Here is a 20,372-nt window from a genome sequence, read left to right on the forward strand (position 1 = left end):
GCGAATGCCTTATAACCTCTCACCAATGTATAAAATCAAAACCCCAGCACTTGCCCCTCTCTGCGAGGATCGGCAGCGCCTTCTAAGCCTGACTCTTTAATCACAATTCCATGTAAGCCGCTGGTTTGATCGCGCTCTGTAAATTGGTGGCCGCGCAGCTGTAGCTCATTTTTTACTTCCTCTGAAAAGCGGCCGGTCTCTAACTCGGTAGTATCGCCCATGGCAATCACATGCCCTGCGCTTATTGCGTGGGCAATATCTTCGTCTTCAGCGAGAATGCGATAAAGACTAGCCGCGACATAATCAATAATACGTGCACCACCGGGCGAGCCGATCGCCAGCAGCGGCTTATCATCCTTAAAAACGATCATAGGTGACATCGATGAGCGCGGGCGTTTTCCAGCCTGAATGCGATTTGCTATTTTGCTGCCATCAGCATTTTCAGGGGTGAAGGAAAAATCAGTGAGCTGATTGTTAAGTAAAAAACCATCGACAAAAATACGTGAGCCAAAGGCGGTTTCAATACTACTTGTCATGCTCAGTACATTGCCATTGGCGTCCACAATGCTGAAATGGCTGGTAGAGGGAAGCTCGGGTGACGCACTCCTTATCCGGATTGGCGCCGCAGGCGGTTTCCCGGCGGCAACGCTCAAAGCGCGTTTTTCAATATCAATTAGAGCCGCCCTTTGGTTTAAATACCCCGAGTCCACCAACCCAGCGGTCGGAACTTCCACGAAATCAGGATCGGCTACAAAGGCATTCCGATCTTCGAATGCCAGCCGCGATGCCTCGATAAAGGTATGTAAAAAATCCGCCTCTGAGAATGCTGGGCTGCGATCTTCGACTGCTTCAATCATTTTTAAAATGGCGATAACCGTGGTGCCGCCAGACGAGGGTGGCGGTGCGCCACAGACTTTGTACGAGCGAAAGGTGGCGCATACCGGTGCTCTTTCGCTAGCTTTGTAATTCGCTAAGTCTGACTTGCGTAATAAACCAGCGCGGTTTGGGTCTGACTTAACCGCTTTGACGATATTGTTCGCGATATCACCTTTATAAAAGACCGCACTACCTTTGGAAGCTATCTTCGATAACGCTCTAGCGTAGGCAGGATTTTTAAGTACCGTGCCAATAGGTTTCGGCGTCTTCGCATCGCTAAAGAAATAAGACTCAATGGCCGGGTTAACTGCCACCTTCGGCATTTTCACAAGCAGGGTATGTAAGCGGGGCGATACAATAAATCCATTGCTCGCTAGTGAAATTGCGGGAGCAAACAACGCCTCCCACGGTAGCTTGCCGAACTTATTATGTGAAGCTTCCAGCATAGCTAATACACCGGGAACGCCAACTGAATAGCCCCCGATAACAGCATCAAAGAATCCCATCGGCTGACTGTCTGACGTTAAAAAGTGATTTTCATCAACTAATTGCGGCGCGGTTTCCCTGCCATCCCAGCTACTTAGCTGCTTTTGGCTCGCATCCCAATACAGCATGAATGCACCGCCGCCGATACCCGAGGACTGTGGCTCTACAAGACCAAGCACTAATTGCGCTGCGATGCCCGCGTCGATAGCCGAGCCTCCGGCGCGCAATATCTTTTCCGCGGTATAAGTGGCGTAAGGATTGGCGGTAACTGCCATTGCGGATTTGGCGCTGACGGTGGTGGTATCCCTAAATCCACTAGCGGCCTCGGGAATAATGACCGGATCGCTGGCGTAGGTTGCGGAACTCATCGCCGCAAATAGAATGGCTGCAGTAATTGAAAGGCGTGGTTTATTAAAAAACGTAGACATGGCAAGATTCGCAGAAAATGAGATCAAAGGCAGCTTGCCACGCTGCAAGAAAAAGCGCAAAGGAGAGGCTCCTGAAAAAGCTCGTGAACCGATGCTAACCCACCGTCATCCTATGTTCGCATCGGCCTATGCTAAGACCTCGTTATCCCCGAATCACCCGGTACTAAATTAAAACCCCGTCATCCCCGACTCACACGCTCCTAAACTAAACCCTCCGTCATCCCCGACCCCGATCGGGGATCCACGTGAGCGTAAGCGAATGCCGTTGATTTTAACGAAGTGCGTTCCAGCTCAAGGCCCGAAGGCTGTGGATCCCCAATCAAGTTGAGGATGACGGCATAAATGAGCTGAAGAGCCCCGTCATTCCCGATGCATATGCTGCTAACTGTAAAACCTGTCATCCCCGACCCCGATCGGGGATCCACGTGAGCGAAGCGAATACCGTTGATTTTAACGAAGTGCGTTCCAGCTCAAGGCCCGAAGGCTGTGGATCCCCAATCAAGCTGGGGATGACGGTATAAACGAGTTGAAGAGCCCCGTCATCCCCGACTCACACGCTCCTAAACTAAACCCTCTGTCATCCCCGACCCCGAACGGGGATCCATGTGAGCGTAAGCGAATGCCGTTGATTTTAACGAAGTGCGTTCCAACTCAAAGCCCGAGAGATATGGATCCCCAATCAAGTTGGGGATGACGGCATAAATGAGCTGAAGAGCCCTGTCATTCCCGATGCATATGCTGCTAACTGTAAAACCTGTCATCCCCGACCCCGATCGGGGATCCATGTGAGCGCTAGCGAATGCTTTTGATTTTAACGAAGTGCGTTCCAACTCAAAGCCCGAGGCTTATGGATACTCAATCGAGTTGAGGATGACGGCCAAGAAGTGTGCTGTAACTAAATTGGTGTAGGCGCCAACCTGCATCATTCACAAAATACTAAAATAAAGGTCTTCCCAAATTGGGTTCTCGGACTCAATAAGCTGAATCTTCCATGCTCGATTCCAGCGCTTTAGCTGGCGTTCCCTACAAATAGCCGCGTACATATCGTCGCACTGCTCAAAATACACTAGCGAATGCACGCCATATTTTGTGCAAAAACTATCGACCAAATCACGTTTATGCTGCCAAACACGCTGGGTCAAGTTGCTTGTTGAACCTATATACAGCGTGCCATGTGGCTTACTGGCGAGAATATAAACAGTGGGGGAAATCATGCGTGACCATCCTTGGTGACGTGATTTAAACTATTGACCTAAGCGACGGCGATTAACTTCTCGTACTTCTCCATTAACTGCTCTTCGGTTTCCATAAATGCGGGATCGAGGGGAATACAGTCTACGGGACAAACCTGCTGACACTGGGGTGCGTCAAAATGGCCAACGCATTCTGTGCATCGATTAGGATCGATTTCGTAAATACTGTCGCCCTGGTAAATGGCCTCATTCGGACACTCGGGTTCACAGACATCACAGTTAATGCACTCGTCAGTGATGATTAGAGCCATAGCATACTCATTTGCGCGGCGGGAAGCGGGCGTTCAGCGCCTTGCTGACGTTATCTGGCACAAAGCGTGAGACATCACCGCCCATGCTAGCAATTTCGCGCAGCAGCGAGGAAGAAACATAAGAAAGGGATTCGCCGGGAGTGAGGAACACCGTTTCAATACCGGGAGCGAGTGAGCGGTTCATATTAGCGAGTTGCAATTCATACTCGTAATCGGCCACGGTGCGAACGCCTCGCAATATAATTTTACAGTTCTGCGCCTTGGCTAATTCAACCGTCAAGCCAGTGAAGCTGCAGACCTCAATATTCGGTACATGGGCTAGGGCCTCAGCACACAAATCCATCCGCTCTTTCAGTGCGAACATAGGCTGTTTTTTCTCACTATTGGCAACCCCAATAACAACGGTATCAAACAGCTGGCAAGCACGCTCTACCAAATCAATATGTCCGCGTGTGATAGGGTCAAACGTGCCAGGATAAACAATACGCTTCATAAAACACCGCTGGGTCTGTGGGTCGGAAATGGTAGCGAATATAGACGGAGGTAACAAGGTGATACTGATTGGGACGCGATATGCCTAATATTGCGACGGAATTAAAGACTCCGTCATGGCGGTTCACGCAGCACTAATTTACAACCCCCTTAATCCCCGAGTCTCACCATACTAAATTAAAACCTCGTCATCCCCGACCCCGATCGGGGATCCACGTGAGCGAAGCGAATGCCTTTGACTTTACCGAGGTACGTTCCGGCACAGAGCCCAATGACTATAGGTTCCGAATCAAATTGGCGATGACGTAGCAGAGTAATGCGTCTTGTTTTATTGGTAAGAAAAAGCAGGAAGTGCTGGCAGGAAGAAGCAACAAGAAATATCAACGGATACCCAGCCAGGCCAGGTATCCGTTAAGAAAGAGCTTAAGACTTATCAGACTTATATTCGTATTGGTAATAGCCATAACCATAGCCGTAACCATAGCCATAACCGGCAGCACGACGTTCAACGGCATTCAACACAACGCCTTTGACCGTAATACCATTTTGCTCAAAGCGCTGCTTGGTCACTTCCAGCTCTTTAATCGGGTTCAAACCAAAGCGTGCAACAATCATGGTTACGCCACACTGGCGGCCTACAATCGCAGCATCGGTTACCGCCATAATTGGCGGAGTATCAACAATAATTAAATCGTACTGATCTCGGACTGTTTCGAACAGCTCGCTTAAACCCTTGCTCATCAATAGCTCAGAGGGATTGGGCGGAATAGCGCCGCGGGGCAATATAAATAGCTCATTTATTTTGGTGGGTCTAATCGCTTTTTCTAAGTCTACGCGCTTAGCCAAAACATCAGATACGCCATCCTCTGGGCCCATATCAAACATTTTGTGCATATAGCCTTTGCGTAAGTCCATATCGATTAGCAGCACGCGTTGGCCGGCCTGTGCTATAACCGCAGCTAAGTTACCCGACACAAACGATTTACCCACGTTGGGGCTTGGGCCAGAAATCATCATGATGTTGTTACTGGCTTCCAGCATGGCGAAGTGCAAGCTGGTGCGCAGGCTGCGCAGTGCCTCAATAGTAATGTCGGTAGGATTGCGATGCGCCAGTAAGGCAGTGGGGTGTTGGTTCTTTACTTTTCTTAGATTTTTCGCGGACCGGCGGCCACCAAAGTCTAATTTACGTTGTTCGTCAGACAGTGGAATAGATGCGTAAACGGGTAAACCAATTGCCTCTAGGTCGTCTGGGTTTTCAATGCCTCTATTCAGCGCTGCGCGCACAAGCACCAAGGCCACACCTAAAAATCCACCTAATAGCGTAGCAATAACGACAATTAAGGCTTTCTTAGGTTTGACGGGTTCTTCAACATTCACCGCCGCGTCATCGATAATACGCACGTTACCCACTGTGCCGGCACGAACAATATCCAACTCTTGAATATTGTTGAGCATTTGGGTGTAAATTTCTGTGCCCACTTCTAGGTCGCGCTTTAAACCTAGTAATTCTTGCTGAGTGGCAGGTAAGCCTTTTATGCGCTCGCTGAACTCTTCTTTTCTTGATCGCTGCTCAGCCATTTGCTCGCGCCATGCTTGGTAGGCTGGGTGGTCGCGGGTGTATAGGCGGTCTAGTTCGGCCTTTTTAAGCTGAAGTTCAGCAATACCAGATTCAATTTCAACAACTTGTTCAAGCAAGGCTTCAGCTTCTGCGCTGATGTTCACAGAGCCCGCTTTAACCTGATAGGCGTTAAATTTACGTTCGGCCTCTTCCAAATCTTTTTTGATGGTGGGCAATTGCTCGGTCAAAAAATCTAGACTTTTTGCCGCTTCAGCAGATTGACGTTCTACATTTTGACGAAGATAGGTTTTGGCCACCACATTTAGTATATCTTCTGCATGGCTGGGCGTGGTGTCTTCAAGCGACAAGGCGATTATGCCGGAGTCCTTGCCCCGCTCAGAGGCACCAAGTGATTCCTGAAGCGCAATGATCGCGCTCAAGCGACGCTGACGGCTGAGCGCAAACTCAGTGCCCTCCCGAGCCTTCAGCGAGCCGACGTATAGTGAATAACCAGAGGCTGTTGCCGTAACGCCTTCTTGGCCACTTAAAATTTCATCGCCATCGGGTGAGACTAAAGTGTAACTGCCATTACCACTGGCAATCAGGGTATGTACTTCATTGAAGAATGACGCGGGAACATTGAACTCAGTGACGTTAATGTCTTCGCCGCCCCAAGCATAACTACCCAATCCTAAGAAAGGCGCATTGAACTCCTCTTCTTCGGGGGTGAAACGGCGAGCAATGGCCTGACCAATAATCGGGAAATAGTTGGGCTCAACTAAAATATCTAAATGTAGGTCATCAACTGCCGTACCAATCACCTTGCGGCTTTTGAGTAGTTCAATTTCAGTTACCGCTGCAGATTCACCGCCAAACATTTCAGTTACATCGCTCATGCCGGGCAGGCTGGGCGACTTTTCTTCTACTTGGACAATCGCATTAGCACGGTATACCGGGGTAGCCAGCAAAGCATAGCTCACACCAATAACCATAAATATGGCGGTGCTGGCGGCAATAATCAGTTTTTGATTCCACAAAGTGCCGAATAGCGCGAGTAAGTCTATTTCGTCATCTTGTTGCTGCCTTGGACTTACTCGATCTGGTGTATTACTTTGCGCTGCTGTTGTCATAAAATCTAATACCGAAAATGTTGTCGTTAGCGACAGGTCATTCCTGCTGAATGTGTTAAAACGCGCAACTGCGGAGCCGCAGTGGCAAATGCTTAGTTACTTTCAATATCTCCAATTCGGTCGGTAGCGAGAATTGAGGGCAATAATTGGCTTAAAAAGCGATTCCAGCGTGTAATTGGCGCGGGTGACACGTAAACTACGTCGCGAGCTTCAAGCGGAAATTTGTCGGCCAACATAAAGCCAACGGCAGACGAAGCATTCAAATGATAGATAGTGGCCTGATAAACCGGCAGCCCTTCAGTGTCTTTACTGATTCCCGCATTCCGCAAAACGTAAATGCCGCGGCCATCGGCGCGGTTCTCGTTTATGCCGTTTGCATCAGCTAGAGCCTCCGCCAAGCTAGTACCGTTGCGAGACATATTTAAGCTTTGCGGCCGATTAACTTCACCCAAAACAAAAATCTTTTCGGCGTCATTGCGTGGCACATGAATTAAATCGCCATTTTGCAGCAATAAGTTCTCTTCCCAGCGACCATCTTCATATAAGGAGCGTAATGATATGTTGCTAGCTATACCGTTGCGGGTAAGTGTAATAGAGCCCCAAGCCGCGGTGTCGGTCAAACCGCCAAGGCGTTCAATAGCGTCTAACAGCGTGAGTGGTACAGCTGTTATTGGAATAATTCCCGGCTGCATAACAGAACCGCTGACATAAACCATTTGGCTGTTAAAAGAGGCAACGCGCACATCTAGTTGGGGTTTCTTGATTACTGAGCTAAGCCTGTTTTCCAGTAAAGTCTTAACTTCATTGGTCGTTAAGCCAGCGACAGCAAAGTTGCCTGCATAGGGATAAAACACGGTGCCGTCTGCTTTAACCTCGTTACCGCCTTCTGCGGCCGTTCTAAATGAACCCGCCGGAATCGTTAGCTCAGGGTGTTCCCATACTGTAATGGTCAGCACGTCACCGGGCCCAATACGGTATTCGTAATTTGTTAGGGCATCTTGCAAGGCTAAGTTTAGCGATGGTTTCTGCGGTGCAAAGGTATTCAAATGGCTTAGAACGGTGGCATTTATCGGTATGTAGCTTGTTACTGTCGTTGCCGGAGTGTAATTCTCTGGAGTGTCATCAAACCATCTTGAATTAAAAGAGTTCATACTGCTGCCCGGAATAATAGTGCAGGCAGAGGTAGTAGCGATTAACACCGCTAACGCTGAGGCTTTGATTATATTCATGCAGAAAAATCCATTACAACAGTCATTGTTGAGCAGTTAACAAAGGCGATCGTTGAAACAAGCGAGCCTTTAAGTAATTTAACGAGCGGGCGATGTCTATAACACCCCATCCCTGTTTTATGTCGCGGCATAGTTTACCATCCTTGAAGCATTTCTTTGAATTTGTATACAGATCCGACTCAAGGGCGCTAATCATATCGACATAGCCTAATTCCTACCAGCGCTCTTTTAGTGCAATACAGCACAAAACGGGCCACCCTAACATCGAAAATGTGGCAATCAAGCATTATTACGCCTTTTCGTCGCTTGCCTTAAGTTTTTTGAGATTAATGCGTGGATTCCCGTTAAGGCCCGTCATCCCGGGTCTCTTCAAGTACCGTTATTCCAGCCCCAGTCAGGCTGGGGGTGCTAAGTAGGTCGCGCCGACCTCCTTAAATGCCGTCATCCCCGACCCCGATCGGGGATCCACGTGAGCGCAGCGAATGCCCTTGGTCTTTAAAGGCTCAAAGCCATCAGTCTCCGCATTGCCATCCCGGGGCTTTTTAAAAGCCGTCATTCCAGCCCTAGTCAGGCTGGGGGTGCTAAGTAGGTCACGCCGACCTCTTTAAATACCGTCATCCCCGACTCCGATCGGGGATCCATGTGAGCGAAGCGAATGCCCTATGTCCTTCTAACTGCTCAATGCTCAAGAAAACCAACTATTAACGTTAGCCCATCAAAACCTTGGCCTATTAATTGCTGTAACTACAGCCAGATGAGTTACTACGATCCAATTTGATACCTACTGCAACAAATGCCTACCTGTAACATAGGCCAAGCATAATGTGCTTTAAAATGACTTATTCACGATCAAATGCGCGGGGCAGTACTTGGAATTCGCCCCTAATTGGCGCAGAATTGCGCGCTTGGTGCGAACAGTGAGTCAGATTTAGTGCAAAACTCTGTTTTGCCACTAAACTTTAATGCCTTGAATGTTAACGTTCGGCTGGTATGAAGTTTTTGAGCCAATAGTTCGAAACATGCAGAAGGTCGTCAAAGGATTGCCCGCTTTCTATCTATAGTAAAAGACCAGATTCCTAAGCGAGGGAGATGCTATGAGCGGTTGTGTTAAATTTGGCAGCATATTTTTCTATTATAAGGAGCCCTTATTTGAGGTTGTTTATAATAGCAGCTCCCTTCATCCTGAAAATCCGCGTTTGTTGTTTGGGCAAGCTAGAGCTAATAGTGTCGGTGCGTGTGATGCAAAATAAACCTTTTATTTCAGAGTCTAAATTACGTTTAGCGCTGCTTCATCGAATAGGCGATCTCGCAGTTATTCCATTGACAGCGTATTTTTCTCACGGGCTTATATACCAAAGCTTGAGTTTGAATAATTTCTTGGGTTTAAGTGTCGCTATGAGTGTGCTCATAGCTTTGTGGTTGTACCCCTCTTTTGGGCTTTACCGGGCATGGCGCGGGGAAAGCGCCGGGAAGGAGTTGTTAAATGCCGCCCAGGCTTGGACGTTCAACTTTATTGTCTTGGCATTCGTACTCTATTTCACCAAGAACGGAGATCCCTCACGCTTAGACTTTTTTTCGGCTTGGTTTTTGTCGGGTCTATTTGGAATAATTCTAGTGAGAGGGTTCGTCAGAGAGATTCTAATTGGGATGCGCAAGAGGGGAAGAAATAAAACGCATGTGGTTGTTGTTGGTGATAACGGATTGGCTACGAGTACGATCAAGAATCTAAGGAATGCCGAGTGGGCGGGCTTTAATGTTCGTGGGTATTTTGGGGAGGGTGAGATAAAAGGTGAGCATCGCTTAGGCGGCTTCCATGAAATCTATAAATTTTTAGACGACTCGGATGAAGCGGTCGACCAAATTTGGATTGCAATGCCTCTCTCCAGAGAGAAAGAGATAAATCAAATATTGGCCGAACTACGTTTTGCAACCCAAGATGTTCGTCTAATTCCAGGGATAGATGGATTCCGATTGATCAATAATTCTATTGCGCAAATTGCAGACATGCCCGTTATTAACCTTCAAATCTCACCAATGACAGGTATGAATAGGGCGGTGAAAGCAATTGAGGACAGGGTTCTCGCCGCGTTAATTCTTTTAGCAATTAGCCCGGTTATGATAGCGCTTGCGATTGGGGTGAAACTATTCTCTAACGGGCCTGTTTTTTATCGCCAAGAACGAGTGAGCTTGGCAGGTAAGCCGTTCATGATGTACAAATTTAGATCAATGCCGGTGGATACCGAGAAAGACGGTATTCAGTGGGGGAATGCCGGAGCAAAAGCAACGAATAAATTCGGCCAATTTATCCGAAAGACAAGCCTTGACGAATTGCCGCAGTTTTTAAATGTATTGTTCGGAGATATGTCGATCGTCGGGCCGCGACCAGAGCGAACTCAATTTGTGCATGAGTTCAAGCATGACGTTGACGGCTATATGCAAAAGCATATGGTTAAGGCGGGTATTACCGGTTGGGCGCAAGTTAATGGGTGGCGCGGTGATACGGATCTTTCTAAACGAATTGAATGTGATTTGTATTATATCAATAACTGGTCAGTATGGTTGGATATGAAGATTATATTTATGACGTTTTTAAAAGGGTTTATGCACGAAAGTGCAGTTTAATGGTGGGGTGTGATTGTGGGCAGTATATATGTAATGGGATACGGTAGGAGTGGCTCAACTGTGTTCGAATCAATACTTGTCAAAAGGGATGGTGTGAATTCCTTTGGAGAGGTTAAATATTTCCCAGATCGAGGCTGTCTGAAAAATGAGCTATGTTCGTGTGGTGTGAGCGCCTGTGACTGCAGTTTTTGGGCTCCGGTAATTAGTAAGATGGCTTATTGGGATCATTCTGAGATGGCGTCTATTACTAGGCAGTTCGAGTCAACAAAATATTTTTTGTGGAATCTGATTTTAATAAAACTGGGTGTTTACCGCAATAAGCTGAAGTTATATCAGAAATATAATTACGAGTTATATTCGATTTTAGAAGAGCATGGCAAGTTTGTCGACTCTTCAAAAATGCCTGCTAGGGTTTATTTTTTAGCAGCTGGAGCTGGTGTGCGTTCATTCCCATTTGAGCGTATCTATTGGGTTGTTCGAGATCCCAGGGGTGTGGCATGGTCGTGCGGTAAATCGGTTGCGCGGCCTGAAGCAACTGCGTCTGAGGACAGGATGATGCCGAAATTTGGATATTTCTCGTCGCTGGGTAAGTGGTTCTTAAATGTTTTAGTTTCAGGTTTTGTTTATATCAAATATCGTGAGTATGTTGAGCTCGTTAAATATGAGGACCTTAGCGCTATGACCGTTGGTCAGAGTGGTCCGCTAGATTCTGTGGTTAGCCTGCATTCCATTTCAGGGAACCCTAGGAGGTTTACGGGTGGGTTAAAGGAAATAAAAATCGATGTCGAATGGAAGAGTGGTTTAACTACCTGGCAAAAAAAAACTGCCTATTACTTGCTTTACCCGTTAATGAAATCATTTGGTTATAAAAGTGTATAAAATAATAGCAAAGATAAGAAACAGCAAAGTTTCAAGATTGGATTTTGTGGAGTACCTTTTGTCAAAAGGTGTTTTTAGCTTTTTAAGGGGTTTAATCGCGTCACCTTTTTTGTCTCGGCGGTTTCCTTTTTTTATGGGGGCGGGGGTCAGAATTTTTCACGCGAACAATGCAAAGCTTGGGGCTTGTGTCTATATAGGTGATTATTCGGTTCTGAATTTTCTGTCGCTAGGAGGGGTCCTGATTGAAGATAATGTCACAATTAGAGAGTTTTGCTGGATGCAGCTCACTAGCTCGTTGAGCAATCCAGGTGGCAGTATTTATATCGGTGAAAACACATATATCGGGCCTAGGGCAAACCTTGGTGCTGCGGGGGATTTGGTTATTGGTGCTCGATGTCAAATAGGCGCTTCTGTTAGCTTTATCGCGGAGAATCATAATTATTCAGGTGGCGTTGAAATATACGGTCAAGGTGTTAGTCGAAAAGGTATTGTAATTGGCGAAGATTGTTGGATTGGGAATGGCGCCATTATTTTAGATGGGGTGGAGCTTGGTAATGGGGTTGTTGTTGGTGCAGGCTCTGTTGTTACAAAATCCTTTCCGGCAGGCGCGGTGATAGTTGGTAATCCCGCGCGACTACTGAAGTGCAGGGTTTAGTGTGCTGTCAAAGGTATCAATTTTAGCAGCAGCCTTGTTGTTGTTTTCTTTTAAGTACCCTTTGGACGGATTTTATGATTCCGGTTTGCGCATGGATGACGCCATAATATTGGTATATATTATATTTTTTGTGTATTTAACAGGAGTTGTAGATGCTCCCGTGTTTATAAAGCTGATTAGCGTATTTGTTCTATTGGGAGCGATATCGGGATTTATTTCATCTCTTGCGGGTACCGGGGTAAGTTTTCTAACGTCACTGCTTTATTCGCTTCGGCATCTTGAGTATATGTTTATATTTAGCATAGGAAGGTATGTCGGGTTGCGTACATTCTCACGCATGCTGAAACTCTTTGTTTTGTATCAATTTGCTATTGTTCTATTACAAAAATTTGGTTATTTAAGTTTCGGCACTTTGTATAACGTGGTCGAGCGTCAGGTTGGGAGTACGGGCGGACCATGGGAGCTTGCTGTTATTATATCAGCGCCGCTTTTCTTTTTTATTTGGGAAAAAAAGTATTTTTATGTTGCAATCTCGATTTTCATTCTTTGGTCAACTGGTTCGAGAATAACCGTAGTCGCTGTCTTTTTGGCTTTGTTGGCACTGCTTTTTTTGTCGGAGATTCGACGTAACCGAATTGCGCCTTTCGTTGTTTTTGTAGTAGGGGTCATTTTTGTACTTGCGAGCTTTTTTTATGGTGTCGGAACTGCATTTTTCGATAGGCTTTTTTCGTTGGTTAATTTTGATTTTTCAATTCTGTCAGTTGCGCCTGAAATGGCGTTGTCACAGACACAATATTCGGACTTTGACGCGAAATATATAAAAAGCGGACTGTCTGAGCTTGGTGATGAAGCATCGGCAATATCTAGATTCTCTCGGTGGGCTCTTGCATTGTCGGTTTTCAATAGTTACCCATTTTACTTTCAGATATTCGGGCTGGGACCAAGTTTTTTTGGTGACGCTTTAGATGGATCATTTTTGCGAATTTTTTTGACGACCGGTTTTATGGGATTAGGATTGTATTTGCTTTTTGTCTATAAGGTTCTTACGTTTTATCGTCGATCGAATTATTATCTACTATGTTTTGTGGGGGTTTTCTTTGTCTCTGCAATTTTCATTGATGTGGTTTACGCATTAAAGGCTAATGTGATGTTTTGGTTGTTGTTGGGGGTGATGTATTCATATGAAAAAGAACGCCAAAAAGATATTGGTGGTTCATCGCTCTGACGGCGTTGAGAAGTACGGTGGTGATATAAGCCTGTTACAGGCTTTTGGTCGAGAGTTGTCAAAGAAATACTTGGTTTCCGAGTACTATGGGGTACCGCCTCGACACATTATTTCTGATTTTGATGCGGTACTCGGATGTAATTTGGATAGGCCTGTTCAGGCTTGCTTGACGCTTCGGCGGTGCAAGCAGGAGTCTGTGAAGTTTATTTTCTATACGCTGCATCATCCGCATGATGGTATTGAGGCATATCTAAAGCAAGGTGTGAGCGGTTGGAAGCGGCTTGTGGCTCGCGTTGCTAGGTATTCGCCAGTAATTTATGAAGAGTTTCTATGGGTTCTGCGGGTGTTTTTTTCGTTGCTCCGATATCGTACGTTTATCGGGTTTGTCCCAGTTAAGCGGGCTCAAATTGAGTTGCTGCAACACGCTGATGCGCTTTTAGTATCATCTCAATTGGAGCATTCGCAGATAGAGAAAGATATGGCGGTTCCGCTTCGCTCGCACGTTGTGGCTCATGTGGACGATTCACTTCCTCGCAAACGATGCCCTGTTGACAATAGAATATTGGTGCCTGGTAGGATCGAGTGTAGAAAGAATCAAATTTTGATCTTGGATGTTGCTCGAAAATTTCCCAATTTTGAATTTGTTTTTGTTGGGGTGGGGACGAAATCTGAACCTGAGTATGTTAACGAGTTTAATCGGATTTTGTCACTTTCGGATAATTGCAGAAGCATAAATGGGTTGGAGAAGGAAGCGTTCTATGATTTGTTGGCAACGTCTTATTTTGTAGTAACAGCCAGCTGGTTTGAGGTTACGTCGTTAATTGAGCTTTATTGTTTGAATAATGGTATTCCATTGGTTTGTTCGAAGTACTCATACTTGAATGGCAAGGGGGCTGTGGTGAAGTGCGATCCGTCATCGAGTGATTTTCTGGCGAGCGGCATTTTGGACATGCTAGACATACTTAAATTCTGTAATGTTGCTGTTAATGCAGAGCAAGCCGAGAAGAAGCTTGCCGATATAATCGGTGAGGTGCTATGAGAGTTTTAGTGGCTGGAGCTAGCGGATTTGTTGGTGCGGCGCTAATTAGTCGCCTAGTAGATTTTGAGAGCTACGAAATCATGGCTTTGTCGAGAACAGGAGTGGTGCACGATGGTCTTCGTTCAATTAAATGCGATTGGAAAGACGCATATTGTAATAAACAAGTTCTAGCTTATTCTCCGCATATCCTTATTAATCTAGTTGGAAGCTCGCATCCTCGCTCGTCGATTGGCAAGGAGATCGACGAGATTGAAAATGCGCTGCTGCCATTTATGAAACTGATTAAGGCCTTGGAAAGCGCGGAACTGAAGATGGTTGTTTTTGCTTCGAGCGCTGGAGCTATATATGAGTCAGGTGTTAGTAGAGTTGTTCGCTTTCCAGTTGATTCGGCATATGGTGCTACTAAAACAAGTGTAGAAGTTTACATGCAGGCCTTGAGTCAGAGCCTTCATTGTTCTTTTGTTTCGTTAAGAATTTCCAATCCAGTCGGTTTTCACAATAAAGAAGGCTTCGGTGTCGTAAATTCATTTAGTGAGCTGGTGCTTCATAATTTAAGCCCAGTTTTTATAGGAGATTTTGAGGTACGGAAAGATTACATCGATGTTTCAGATGTTGCTGATGCAGTAGTGTCTGTTTTGTCCTTTGCCGACAGCTTCAGTGGATATAGTTGCTATGACGTTGGAAGTGGGCGTGCGTTGAATGCAGTTGAAATATACGAGTTAATAAGTTTATTTAGTGAGTGTCGGGACTTTTCGGATTTCCCCTTTACGTCCAGCGCTCTGGATATTGATAAGCTTTATAGGGTGACTAAGTGGCGGTCTAAGATCGATGTTGTAAGCTCTATGTGTAAAATATTTGAGGTTAAAAAGAATTTTTTGGGAGAATTTTTGTGAAGGTATTAGTCACCGGCGGTGCCGGCTTTATAGGTAGTGCGGTCGTCCGACATATTCTCGAAGATACTGACGCGTCGGTGATCAATGTTGATGCCCTGACCTACGCAGGTAATTTAGAGTCCATACCCGGCGCGGAAGGCAGTGGTCGTTACGCGTTTGCCCAAGTCGATATCTGCGATTTTGCTGCTTTAAGTGCCGTCTTTACTGAACATCAGCCTGACTTAATCATGCACCTCGCGGCAGAGAGTCACGTTGATCGTTCAATTGATGGTCCCGGTGATTTCATTCAGACCAATATTGTCGGCACATACAATATGCTCGAAGTTGCTCGCAGCTATTGGCATAGTTTGAGCGGAGACAAGAAAGCAAATTTTCGTTTTCATCATATCTCCACCGATGAAGTTTACGGCGATCTGCACGGCACCACTGATCTGTTTACCGAAACCACGTCCTACGAACCTAGCTCACCCTATTCGGCCAGTAAGGCAGGGTCAGATCATTTGGTTAGGGCTTGGGGTCGCACCTTCGGCTTGCCGATTGTTGTTACCAATTGTTCAAACAATTATGGCCCCTACCATTTCCCCGAAAAGCTTGTCCCCCACATTATTTTGAATGCCCTGCACGGCAAGCCCCTGCCGGTGTATGGCGATGGCAGTCAGATTCGTGATTGGTTGTATGTGGAGGACCATGCTCGCGCGCTCTATAAAGTCGTTACCGAAGGCAAGTTGGGCGAGACCTACAATATCGGTGGCCACAATGAGAAGCGCAATATTGAGGTGGTACACACCATCTGCGACTTGCTGGAAGAGTTGGCATCAGAGAACGAAAATTCCCGCGCCAGTGGTAAAGGCTTCAAAGACTTAATCACCTTTGTGAAAGACCGTCCCGGCCACGACGCTCGCTATGCCATCGACGCTAGCAAGATACAGCACGAGCTGGGCTGGACACCGCAGGAAACCTTTGAGTCGGGCATTCGTAAAACCGTGCAATGGTATCTCGACAATCCACAATGGTGGCAGCGGGTACTATCTGGGGATTACAAATTGGATCGGATTGGTGGTGCGGACGAATAATGATTGGGTGATCTAAAGTACGTCATACCCGACCCCGATCGGGTATCCAAATGAGCGCAGCGAATGCTTTTGGTTTTTACGACGCGCGGTGTTGCTTAAAGCCTGAGGTATGTGGATCCCCAATCAAGTTGGGGATGACGGTAGGCTTGCGGGGATGACGGTAGGCTTAGTGGGAATGACGAGAGGCTTCGCTGGGAGTGATGTAAAAAGTACGTCATACCCGACCCCGATCGGGTATCCAAATGAGCGCAGCGAATGCTTTTGGTTTTTACGACGCGCGGTGTTGCTTAAAGCCTGAGGTATGTGGATCCTCAATCGAGTTGGGGATGACAGGGGCGTTGGGGATGACGGGAGGCTTTACTGGGATGACGGTAGGTTTCGCGGGGATGACGGTAGGCTTCACTGGGATGACGGTAGGCTTGCGGGGATGACAGTAGGCTTAGTGGGGGATGAGGAGAGGCTTCGCTGAGAGTGATGTAAAAAAGTACGTCATACCCGACCCCGATCGGGTATCCAAATGAGCGCAGCGAATGCTTTTGGTTTTTACGACGCGCGGTGTTGCTTAAAGCCTGATGTATGTGGATCCCCAATCGAGTTGGGGATGAGGGGGCGTTAGGGAAGACGGAGTGTGTTGGGGATGACGGTAGCCTTCACCGGGAGTGATGTAAAAAGTATGTCATACCCGACCCCGATCGGGTATCCAAATGAGCGCAGCGAATGCTTTTGGTTTTTACGACGCGCGGTGTTGCTTAAAGCCTGAGGTATGTGGATCCCCAATCAAGTTGGGGATGAGGGGGGTGTTGGGGATGACGGTAGGCTTGTGGGGATCACGGTAGGCTTAGTGGGAATGACGAGAGGCTTCGCTGAGAGTGATGTAAAAAGTACGTCATACCCGACCCCGATCGGGTATCCATGTGAGCGCAGCGAATGCGTTTGTACAACAAGAATGCTAGGCACGTTAATTGAATTTTAGGGATATCGAATGAGCAAGAAATACAAAGGCATTATTCTCGCGGGCGGCTCCGGCACTCGGCTTCATCCGATCACTATGGGCGTTTCCAAGCAGTTGCTGCCGATCTACGATAAGCCGATGATTTACTATCCCTTGTCAGTGCTGATGTTGTCAGGTATTCGGGATATTTTGGTTATTTCTACGCCAACTGATTTGCCTGGCTTTCAGCGCCTATTAGGCGACGGTAGTAGGTTCGGTATTAATATCTGCTACGAAGAGCAGCCTAGCCCCGATGGGCTGGCACAGGCATTCACCATTGGCGCCGACTTTATTGGCAATGACAATGTCAGCTTGGTGCTGGGTGATAATATATTCTACGGCCAGCACTTCTCAGATAATCTCAAAAGCGCTGTTTCCAAGGACACAGGTGCCACCGTGTTTGGTTACCATGTGACCGACCCGGAGCGCTTTGGGGTAGTGGAGTTTGGTGATGACGGTAAAGCGATCAGCATCGAAGAGAAGCCGGCCAAACCAAAGTCTGCCTACGCGGTAACGGGTCTGTATTTTTACGATAATGACGTGATTGAGATCGCTCGTAGCATTAAACCCAGTCCCCGTGGCGAGCTAGAAATCACCGATATCAATCTCGCCTACCTCCATCGTGGCGACCTAAACGTGGAAGTGCTGGGCCGCGGCTTTGCATGGTTAGACACCGGCACCCACGATTCTCTTATCGATGCAGGGCAGTTTGTACAAACCGTTGAGCACCGTCAGGGGCTTAAAGTGGCCTGCTTAGAAGAGATAGCCTATCGTCAGGGCTGGGTGAGCGCCGATGAATTGATACAACAGGGCGAGCTTCTAAAGAAAACCGGTTACGGTCAATATCTGCTGCGTGTTGCCGCTGGCTACAAATAATATAAAGGCAAAGAATGAACGTTATCCCAACCAAGCTCAAAGACTGTGTGATTATCGAACCCAAGGTGTTTGGTGATCATCGCGGTTTTTTCTTAGAGACCTTTCAGGCTGACCGCTACCGCGAGCAGGCTGGAATAACGCTGCCCTTTGTGCAAGACAACCACTCCCGCTCCGCCAAAGGCGTGCTGCGCGGACTACACTTCCAAAAGACCAAGCCGCAGGGCAAATTAGTGCGGGTGGTGAGTGGCGAAGTCTATGATGTTGCAGTAGACATTCGTCAGGGCTCACCCAGCTTTGGGCTGTGGGAAGGCGTGTTTCTCTCTGAAGAAAACAAGCGCCAGTTCTGGGTGCCGCCGGGTTTTGCCCATGGCTTTTTGGTGCTCAGCGATACCGCTGATTTTGAATATAAGTGTACGGACTATTACGATCCCAGCGATGAAGGTAGCCTGGTTTGGAATGACCCCGCGATGGCTATTACTTGGCCCTTGGATAAGCCCACCCTGTCAGACAAAGACAGCAAGGCCCCGACCTTTGCCGAGTTATTTGAAGCATGAGCCAAGCTAATAATGATATGCATCTACTTGTAACCGGTGCCAACGGCCAATTGGGTCAATGCTTGGCTGATCAGCTTAAAGCCCAGGGCATAGTCCATACACTGCTAAGCCGACAAGACGCCGATATTAACGACACCGTGGTTTTGGAAAAAATCGTTGCCGATAAAGGCGTCACCGCCATCATTAATGCGGCTGCTTATACCGCCGTAGACAAAGCTGAATCCGAACCGGAGTTGGCGAAACGCATTAACGAAGACGGCCCTGCGGCGCTGGCCAAGTTGTGCAGCCGCTTTGATATTCCCTTGCTGCATGTTTCAACGGACTATGTGTTTGACGGCAACAATCAAACACCCTACGTCGAAACCGACCAAACCAACCCTAGCGGTGTGTACGGACACACCAAGCTCAATGGCGAAATCGCGGTGCAGCGCCATTGCCCCAAGCACATCATCCTGCGTACTGCGTGGGTGTTTAGTGAGTACGGCAATAACTTTATGAAAACCATGCTGCGCTTAGCCAAAGAGCGTGACACCTTGGGCGTTGTGGCAGACCAGTTTGGTTGCCCGACCTATGCCGGTGATATCGCGAAAGCCCTGATTAGTATCGCCCAGCAAATACACGCGGCAGAGCAAGACAAAAGCGGGGCGCAAGCCCGCTATGGGGTTTACCACTATGCAGGTGATGAGGCGGTAAGCTGGCATGGCTTCGCAATGGCCATTTTTGAAGAAGCTCACCAGCAAGGTGTGCTTAAAAGCTTGCCCACAGTCAATGCGATAGCGACTGAGGCCTACCCGACGCCGGCTAAGCGTCCGGCGTACTCGGTCTTAAGTACGGCAAAGATTGAGGGTGATTATGGTGTGCAGCCTAGTGAGTGGCGCCTAGCTTTTGCAATATTACAAAAGAATCGAATGGCGATGTAATTTTAATTTAGGCTAACCTTATGAGTTTTACTGTAGTAATACCTACCTACAACGCAGGCGATATTTGGAGTGAAGTTATTGGTGCTTTACAAGGGCAGTCGATTAATCCGGATAAAATCATAGTGGTTGATTCAAGCTCAACCGATAATACTGTGGAGTTAGCGCGAGCAGCTGGATTTGAAACACATACAATAGACAAAAAGGATTTTGATCACGGCGGTACGCGCTCATTTGCGTTGGGTTTCGTGGTTACAGGAATAGTTGTCTTTCTCACGCAAGATGCAATTTTAAATGATGCTCGAGCTGTGGAAAATTTATTGGGCGCATTTGACAATGATGATGTGGGTGCCGCATTTGGGCGGCAGCTTCCACATAAAAATGCTAATCCGTTAGCGATATATGCCAGAAATAACAGCTATGGTTGTGAAGGCTATTTGACTGACTTGAAAAGTAGTTATCCGTCAGGTTTTCGTAAAGCGTTTTTGTCTAATTCTTTTGCTGCGTATCGATGTAGCGTTCTTCGCAGGTTCGGGGGGTTTCCTTCAAAATTGATTTTAGGTGAGGACTCTTACATAGCTGCGAAAGTACTGTTATCTGGTGGTAGTGTCGCCTATGTCGCAGATGCTTTAGTTCGCCATTCGCATAATTATTCTATTTTGGAAGAATTTAAAAGATATTTTGATATTGGTGTGTTTCATGAAACACAGAAGTGGATGCTTGAGGAGTTGGGTTCTGTAGAGGGTGAGGGTGTCAAGTTTGCTTTGGGACAAATCCGGTTTTTGATGTCTAGATCCGAATACTATTATGTGCTGGTTTCTCTTCTTGCATCATTAGCTAAATTTATTGGGTATAGAATGGGAAGAAATTATCATGTGTTTTCTGTTAAGCAATGTCGAAATTTTTCTATGTATAAAAGCTATTGGAATCGCTGATCGCTTTTTG

Annotated in this window: 19 protein-coding genes; 12 read left to right on the plus strand and 7 right to left on the minus strand. The window is 47.0% G+C overall.

Features of this window, described 5'->3' with window-relative positions; genetic code table 11:
• Positions 1–35 precede the first annotated feature (35 nt).
• The 7 genes from ggt to AB4875_RS02775 form a co-directional block, all read right to left on the minus strand.
• The gene (gene ggt / locus AB4875_RS02745; RefSeq protein ID WP_368374511.1) at positions 36–1,850 is read right to left on the minus strand and encodes a gamma-glutamyltransferase; all 1,815 of its coding nucleotides are present in this window, start codon (positions 1,848–1,850) and stop codon (positions 36–38) included.
• Positions 1,851–2,716: 866 nt separating this feature from the next.
• On the minus strand, positions 2,717–3,004 hold the full coding sequence (locus tag AB4875_RS02750) for a GIY-YIG nuclease family protein (protein ID WP_368374512.1): 288 nt from the start codon (positions 3,002–3,004) through the stop codon (positions 2,717–2,719).
• A gap of 38 nt (positions 3,005–3,042) precedes the next feature.
• A complete protein-coding gene (locus tag AB4875_RS02755) occupies positions 3,043–3,294 on the minus strand; it encodes a YfhL family 4Fe-4S dicluster ferredoxin (RefSeq protein WP_368374513.1) in 252 nt (83 codons plus the stop codon).
• A gap of 7 nt (positions 3,295–3,301) precedes the next feature.
• Complete coding sequence (gene coaD, locus AB4875_RS02760; protein ID WP_368374514.1) at positions 3,302–3,787, minus strand: pantetheine-phosphate adenylyltransferase; 486 nt, start codon at positions 3,785–3,787, stop codon at positions 3,302–3,304.
• 422 nt (positions 3,788–4,209) lie between these two features.
• Complete coding sequence (locus tag AB4875_RS02765) at positions 4,210–6,474, minus strand: polysaccharide biosynthesis tyrosine autokinase (protein WP_368374515.1); 2,265 nt, start codon at positions 6,472–6,474, stop codon at positions 4,210–4,212.
• Between the two features lie 92 nt (positions 6,475–6,566).
• Positions 6,567–7,703, minus strand: coding sequence for a polysaccharide export protein (locus tag AB4875_RS02770; RefSeq protein WP_368374516.1), 1,137 nt, complete (start codon positions 7,701–7,703; stop codon positions 6,567–6,569).
• A gap of 394 nt (positions 7,704–8,097) precedes the next feature.
• Positions 8,098–8,259: a hypothetical protein gene (locus AB4875_RS02775; protein WP_368374517.1), complete on the minus strand. Its 162-nt coding sequence runs from the start codon at positions 8,257–8,259 to the stop codon at positions 8,098–8,100.
• 683 nt (positions 8,260–8,942) lie between these two features.
• Here AB4875_RS02775 and AB4875_RS02780 point away from each other — a divergent pair.
• The 12 genes from AB4875_RS02780 (at position 8,943) to AB4875_RS02835 (ending at position 20,362) form a co-directional block, all read left to right on the plus strand.
• On the plus strand, positions 8,943–10,325 hold the full coding sequence (locus AB4875_RS02780) for an undecaprenyl-phosphate glucose phosphotransferase (protein ID WP_368374518.1): 1,383 nt from the start codon (positions 8,943–8,945) through the stop codon (positions 10,323–10,325).
• A 60-nt stretch (positions 10,326–10,385) separates the two neighbouring features.
• Positions 10,386–11,204, plus strand: coding sequence for a hypothetical protein (locus tag AB4875_RS02785; RefSeq protein ID WP_368374519.1), 819 nt, complete (start codon positions 10,386–10,388; stop codon positions 11,202–11,204).
• Positions 11,197–11,859 carry an acyltransferase gene (locus tag AB4875_RS02790; RefSeq protein WP_368374520.1) on the plus strand — a complete coding sequence of 221 codons (663 nt, stop codon included), beginning with the start codon at positions 11,197–11,199 and terminating at the stop codon, positions 11,857–11,859. Before AB4875_RS02785 ends, AB4875_RS02790 begins: the two co-directional genes overlap by 8 nt.
• A 1-nt stretch (position 11,860) precedes the next feature.
• Entirely contained in the window at positions 11,861–13,084 is a 1,224-nt protein-coding gene (locus tag AB4875_RS02795) for a hypothetical protein (RefSeq protein WP_368374521.1), read from the plus strand.
• Positions 13,041–14,123 carry a glycosyltransferase family protein gene (locus AB4875_RS02800; protein WP_368374522.1) on the plus strand — a complete coding sequence of 361 codons (1,083 nt, stop codon included), beginning with the start codon at positions 13,041–13,043 and terminating at the stop codon, positions 14,121–14,123. Before AB4875_RS02795 ends, AB4875_RS02800 begins: the two co-directional genes overlap by 44 nt.
• Positions 14,120–15,016, plus strand: a complete 897-nt coding sequence (locus AB4875_RS02805) for an NAD-dependent epimerase/dehydratase family protein (RefSeq protein WP_368374523.1) — start codon at positions 14,120–14,122, stop codon at positions 15,014–15,016. Before AB4875_RS02800 ends, AB4875_RS02805 begins: the two co-directional genes overlap by 4 nt.
• Positions 15,013–16,089 carry a dTDP-glucose 4,6-dehydratase gene (gene rfbB, locus AB4875_RS02810; RefSeq protein ID WP_368374524.1) on the plus strand — a complete coding sequence of 359 codons (1,077 nt, stop codon included), beginning with the start codon at positions 15,013–15,015 and terminating at the stop codon, positions 16,087–16,089. Before AB4875_RS02805 ends, rfbB begins: the two co-directional genes overlap by 4 nt.
• A 242-nt stretch (positions 16,090–16,331) precedes the next feature.
• Complete coding sequence (locus AB4875_RS02815) at positions 16,332–16,520, plus strand: hypothetical protein (RefSeq protein WP_368374525.1); 189 nt, start codon at positions 16,332–16,334, stop codon at positions 16,518–16,520.
• Between the two features lie 551 nt (positions 16,521–17,071).
• Positions 17,072–17,956 (plus strand): glucose-1-phosphate thymidylyltransferase RfbA, encoded by an 885-nt coding sequence (gene rfbA, locus AB4875_RS02820; protein WP_368374526.1) that lies wholly within the window; start codon positions 17,072–17,074, stop codon positions 17,954–17,956.
• A 14-nt stretch (positions 17,957–17,970) separates the two neighbouring features.
• Positions 17,971–18,510 (plus strand): dTDP-4-dehydrorhamnose 3,5-epimerase, encoded by a 540-nt coding sequence (gene rfbC, locus AB4875_RS02825; RefSeq protein ID WP_368374527.1) that lies wholly within the window; start codon positions 17,971–17,973, stop codon positions 18,508–18,510.
• Positions 18,507–19,430 carry a dTDP-4-dehydrorhamnose reductase gene (gene rfbD, locus AB4875_RS02830; protein WP_368374528.1) on the plus strand — a complete coding sequence of 308 codons (924 nt, stop codon included), beginning with the start codon at positions 18,507–18,509 and terminating at the stop codon, positions 19,428–19,430. The genes rfbC and rfbD overlap by 4 nt, the downstream gene beginning before the upstream one ends.
• 20 nt (positions 19,431–19,450) lie before the next feature.
• Entirely contained in the window at positions 19,451–20,362 is a 912-nt protein-coding gene (locus AB4875_RS02835; RefSeq protein WP_368374529.1) for a glycosyltransferase family 2 protein, read from the plus strand.
• Positions 20,363–20,372: the final 10 nt, after the last annotated feature.

It is taken from the genome of Zhongshania sp. R06B22 (assembly GCF_040892595.1).
Taxonomy (GTDB): domain Bacteria; phylum Pseudomonadota; class Gammaproteobacteria; order Pseudomonadales; family Spongiibacteraceae; genus Spongiibacter; species Spongiibacter arctica.

Coding starts and splice junctions, on each gene's coding strand:
- AB4875_RS02765 (WP_368374515.1), bottom strand. CDS start 6,474: ATGACAACAGCAGCGCAAAGTAATACACCAGATCGAGTAAGTCCAAGG.
- AB4875_RS02775 (WP_368374517.1), bottom strand. CDS start 8,259: ATGACGGCTTTTAAAAAGCCCCGGGATGGCAATGCGGAGACTGATGGC.
- rfbC (WP_368374527.1), top strand. CDS start 17,971: ATGAACGTTATCCCAACCAAGCTCAAAGACTGTGTGATTATCGAACCC.
- AB4875_RS02770 (WP_368374516.1), bottom strand. CDS start 7,703: ATGAATATAATCAAAGCCTCAGCGTTAGCGGTGTTAATCGCTACTACC.
- rfbD (WP_368374528.1), top strand. CDS start 18,507: ATGAGCCAAGCTAATAATGATATGCATCTACTTGTAACCGGTGCCAAC.
- coaD (WP_368374514.1), bottom strand. CDS start 3,787: ATGAAGCGTATTGTTTATCCTGGCACGTTTGACCCTATCACACGCGGA.
- AB4875_RS02750 (WP_368374512.1), bottom strand. CDS start 3,004: ATGATTTCCCCCACTGTTTATATTCTCGCCAGTAAGCCACATGGCACG.
- AB4875_RS02835 (WP_368374529.1), top strand. CDS start 19,451: ATGAGTTTTACTGTAGTAATACCTACCTACAACGCAGGCGATATTTGG.
- AB4875_RS02755 (WP_368374513.1), bottom strand. CDS start 3,294: ATGGCTCTAATCATCACTGACGAGTGCATTAACTGTGATGTCTGTGAA.
- rfbA (WP_368374526.1), top strand. CDS start 17,072: ATGAGCAAGAAATACAAAGGCATTATTCTCGCGGGCGGCTCCGGCACT.
- AB4875_RS02805 (WP_368374523.1), top strand. CDS start 14,120: ATGAGAGTTTTAGTGGCTGGAGCTAGCGGATTTGTTGGTGCGGCGCTA.
- AB4875_RS02780 (WP_368374518.1), top strand. CDS start 8,943: ATGCAAAATAAACCTTTTATTTCAGAGTCTAAATTACGTTTAGCGCTG.
- AB4875_RS02800 (WP_368374522.1), top strand. CDS start 13,041: ATGAAAAAGAACGCCAAAAAGATATTGGTGGTTCATCGCTCTGACGGC.
- AB4875_RS02815 (WP_368374525.1), top strand. CDS start 16,332: ATGAGCGCAGCGAATGCTTTTGGTTTTTACGACGCGCGGTGTTGCTTA.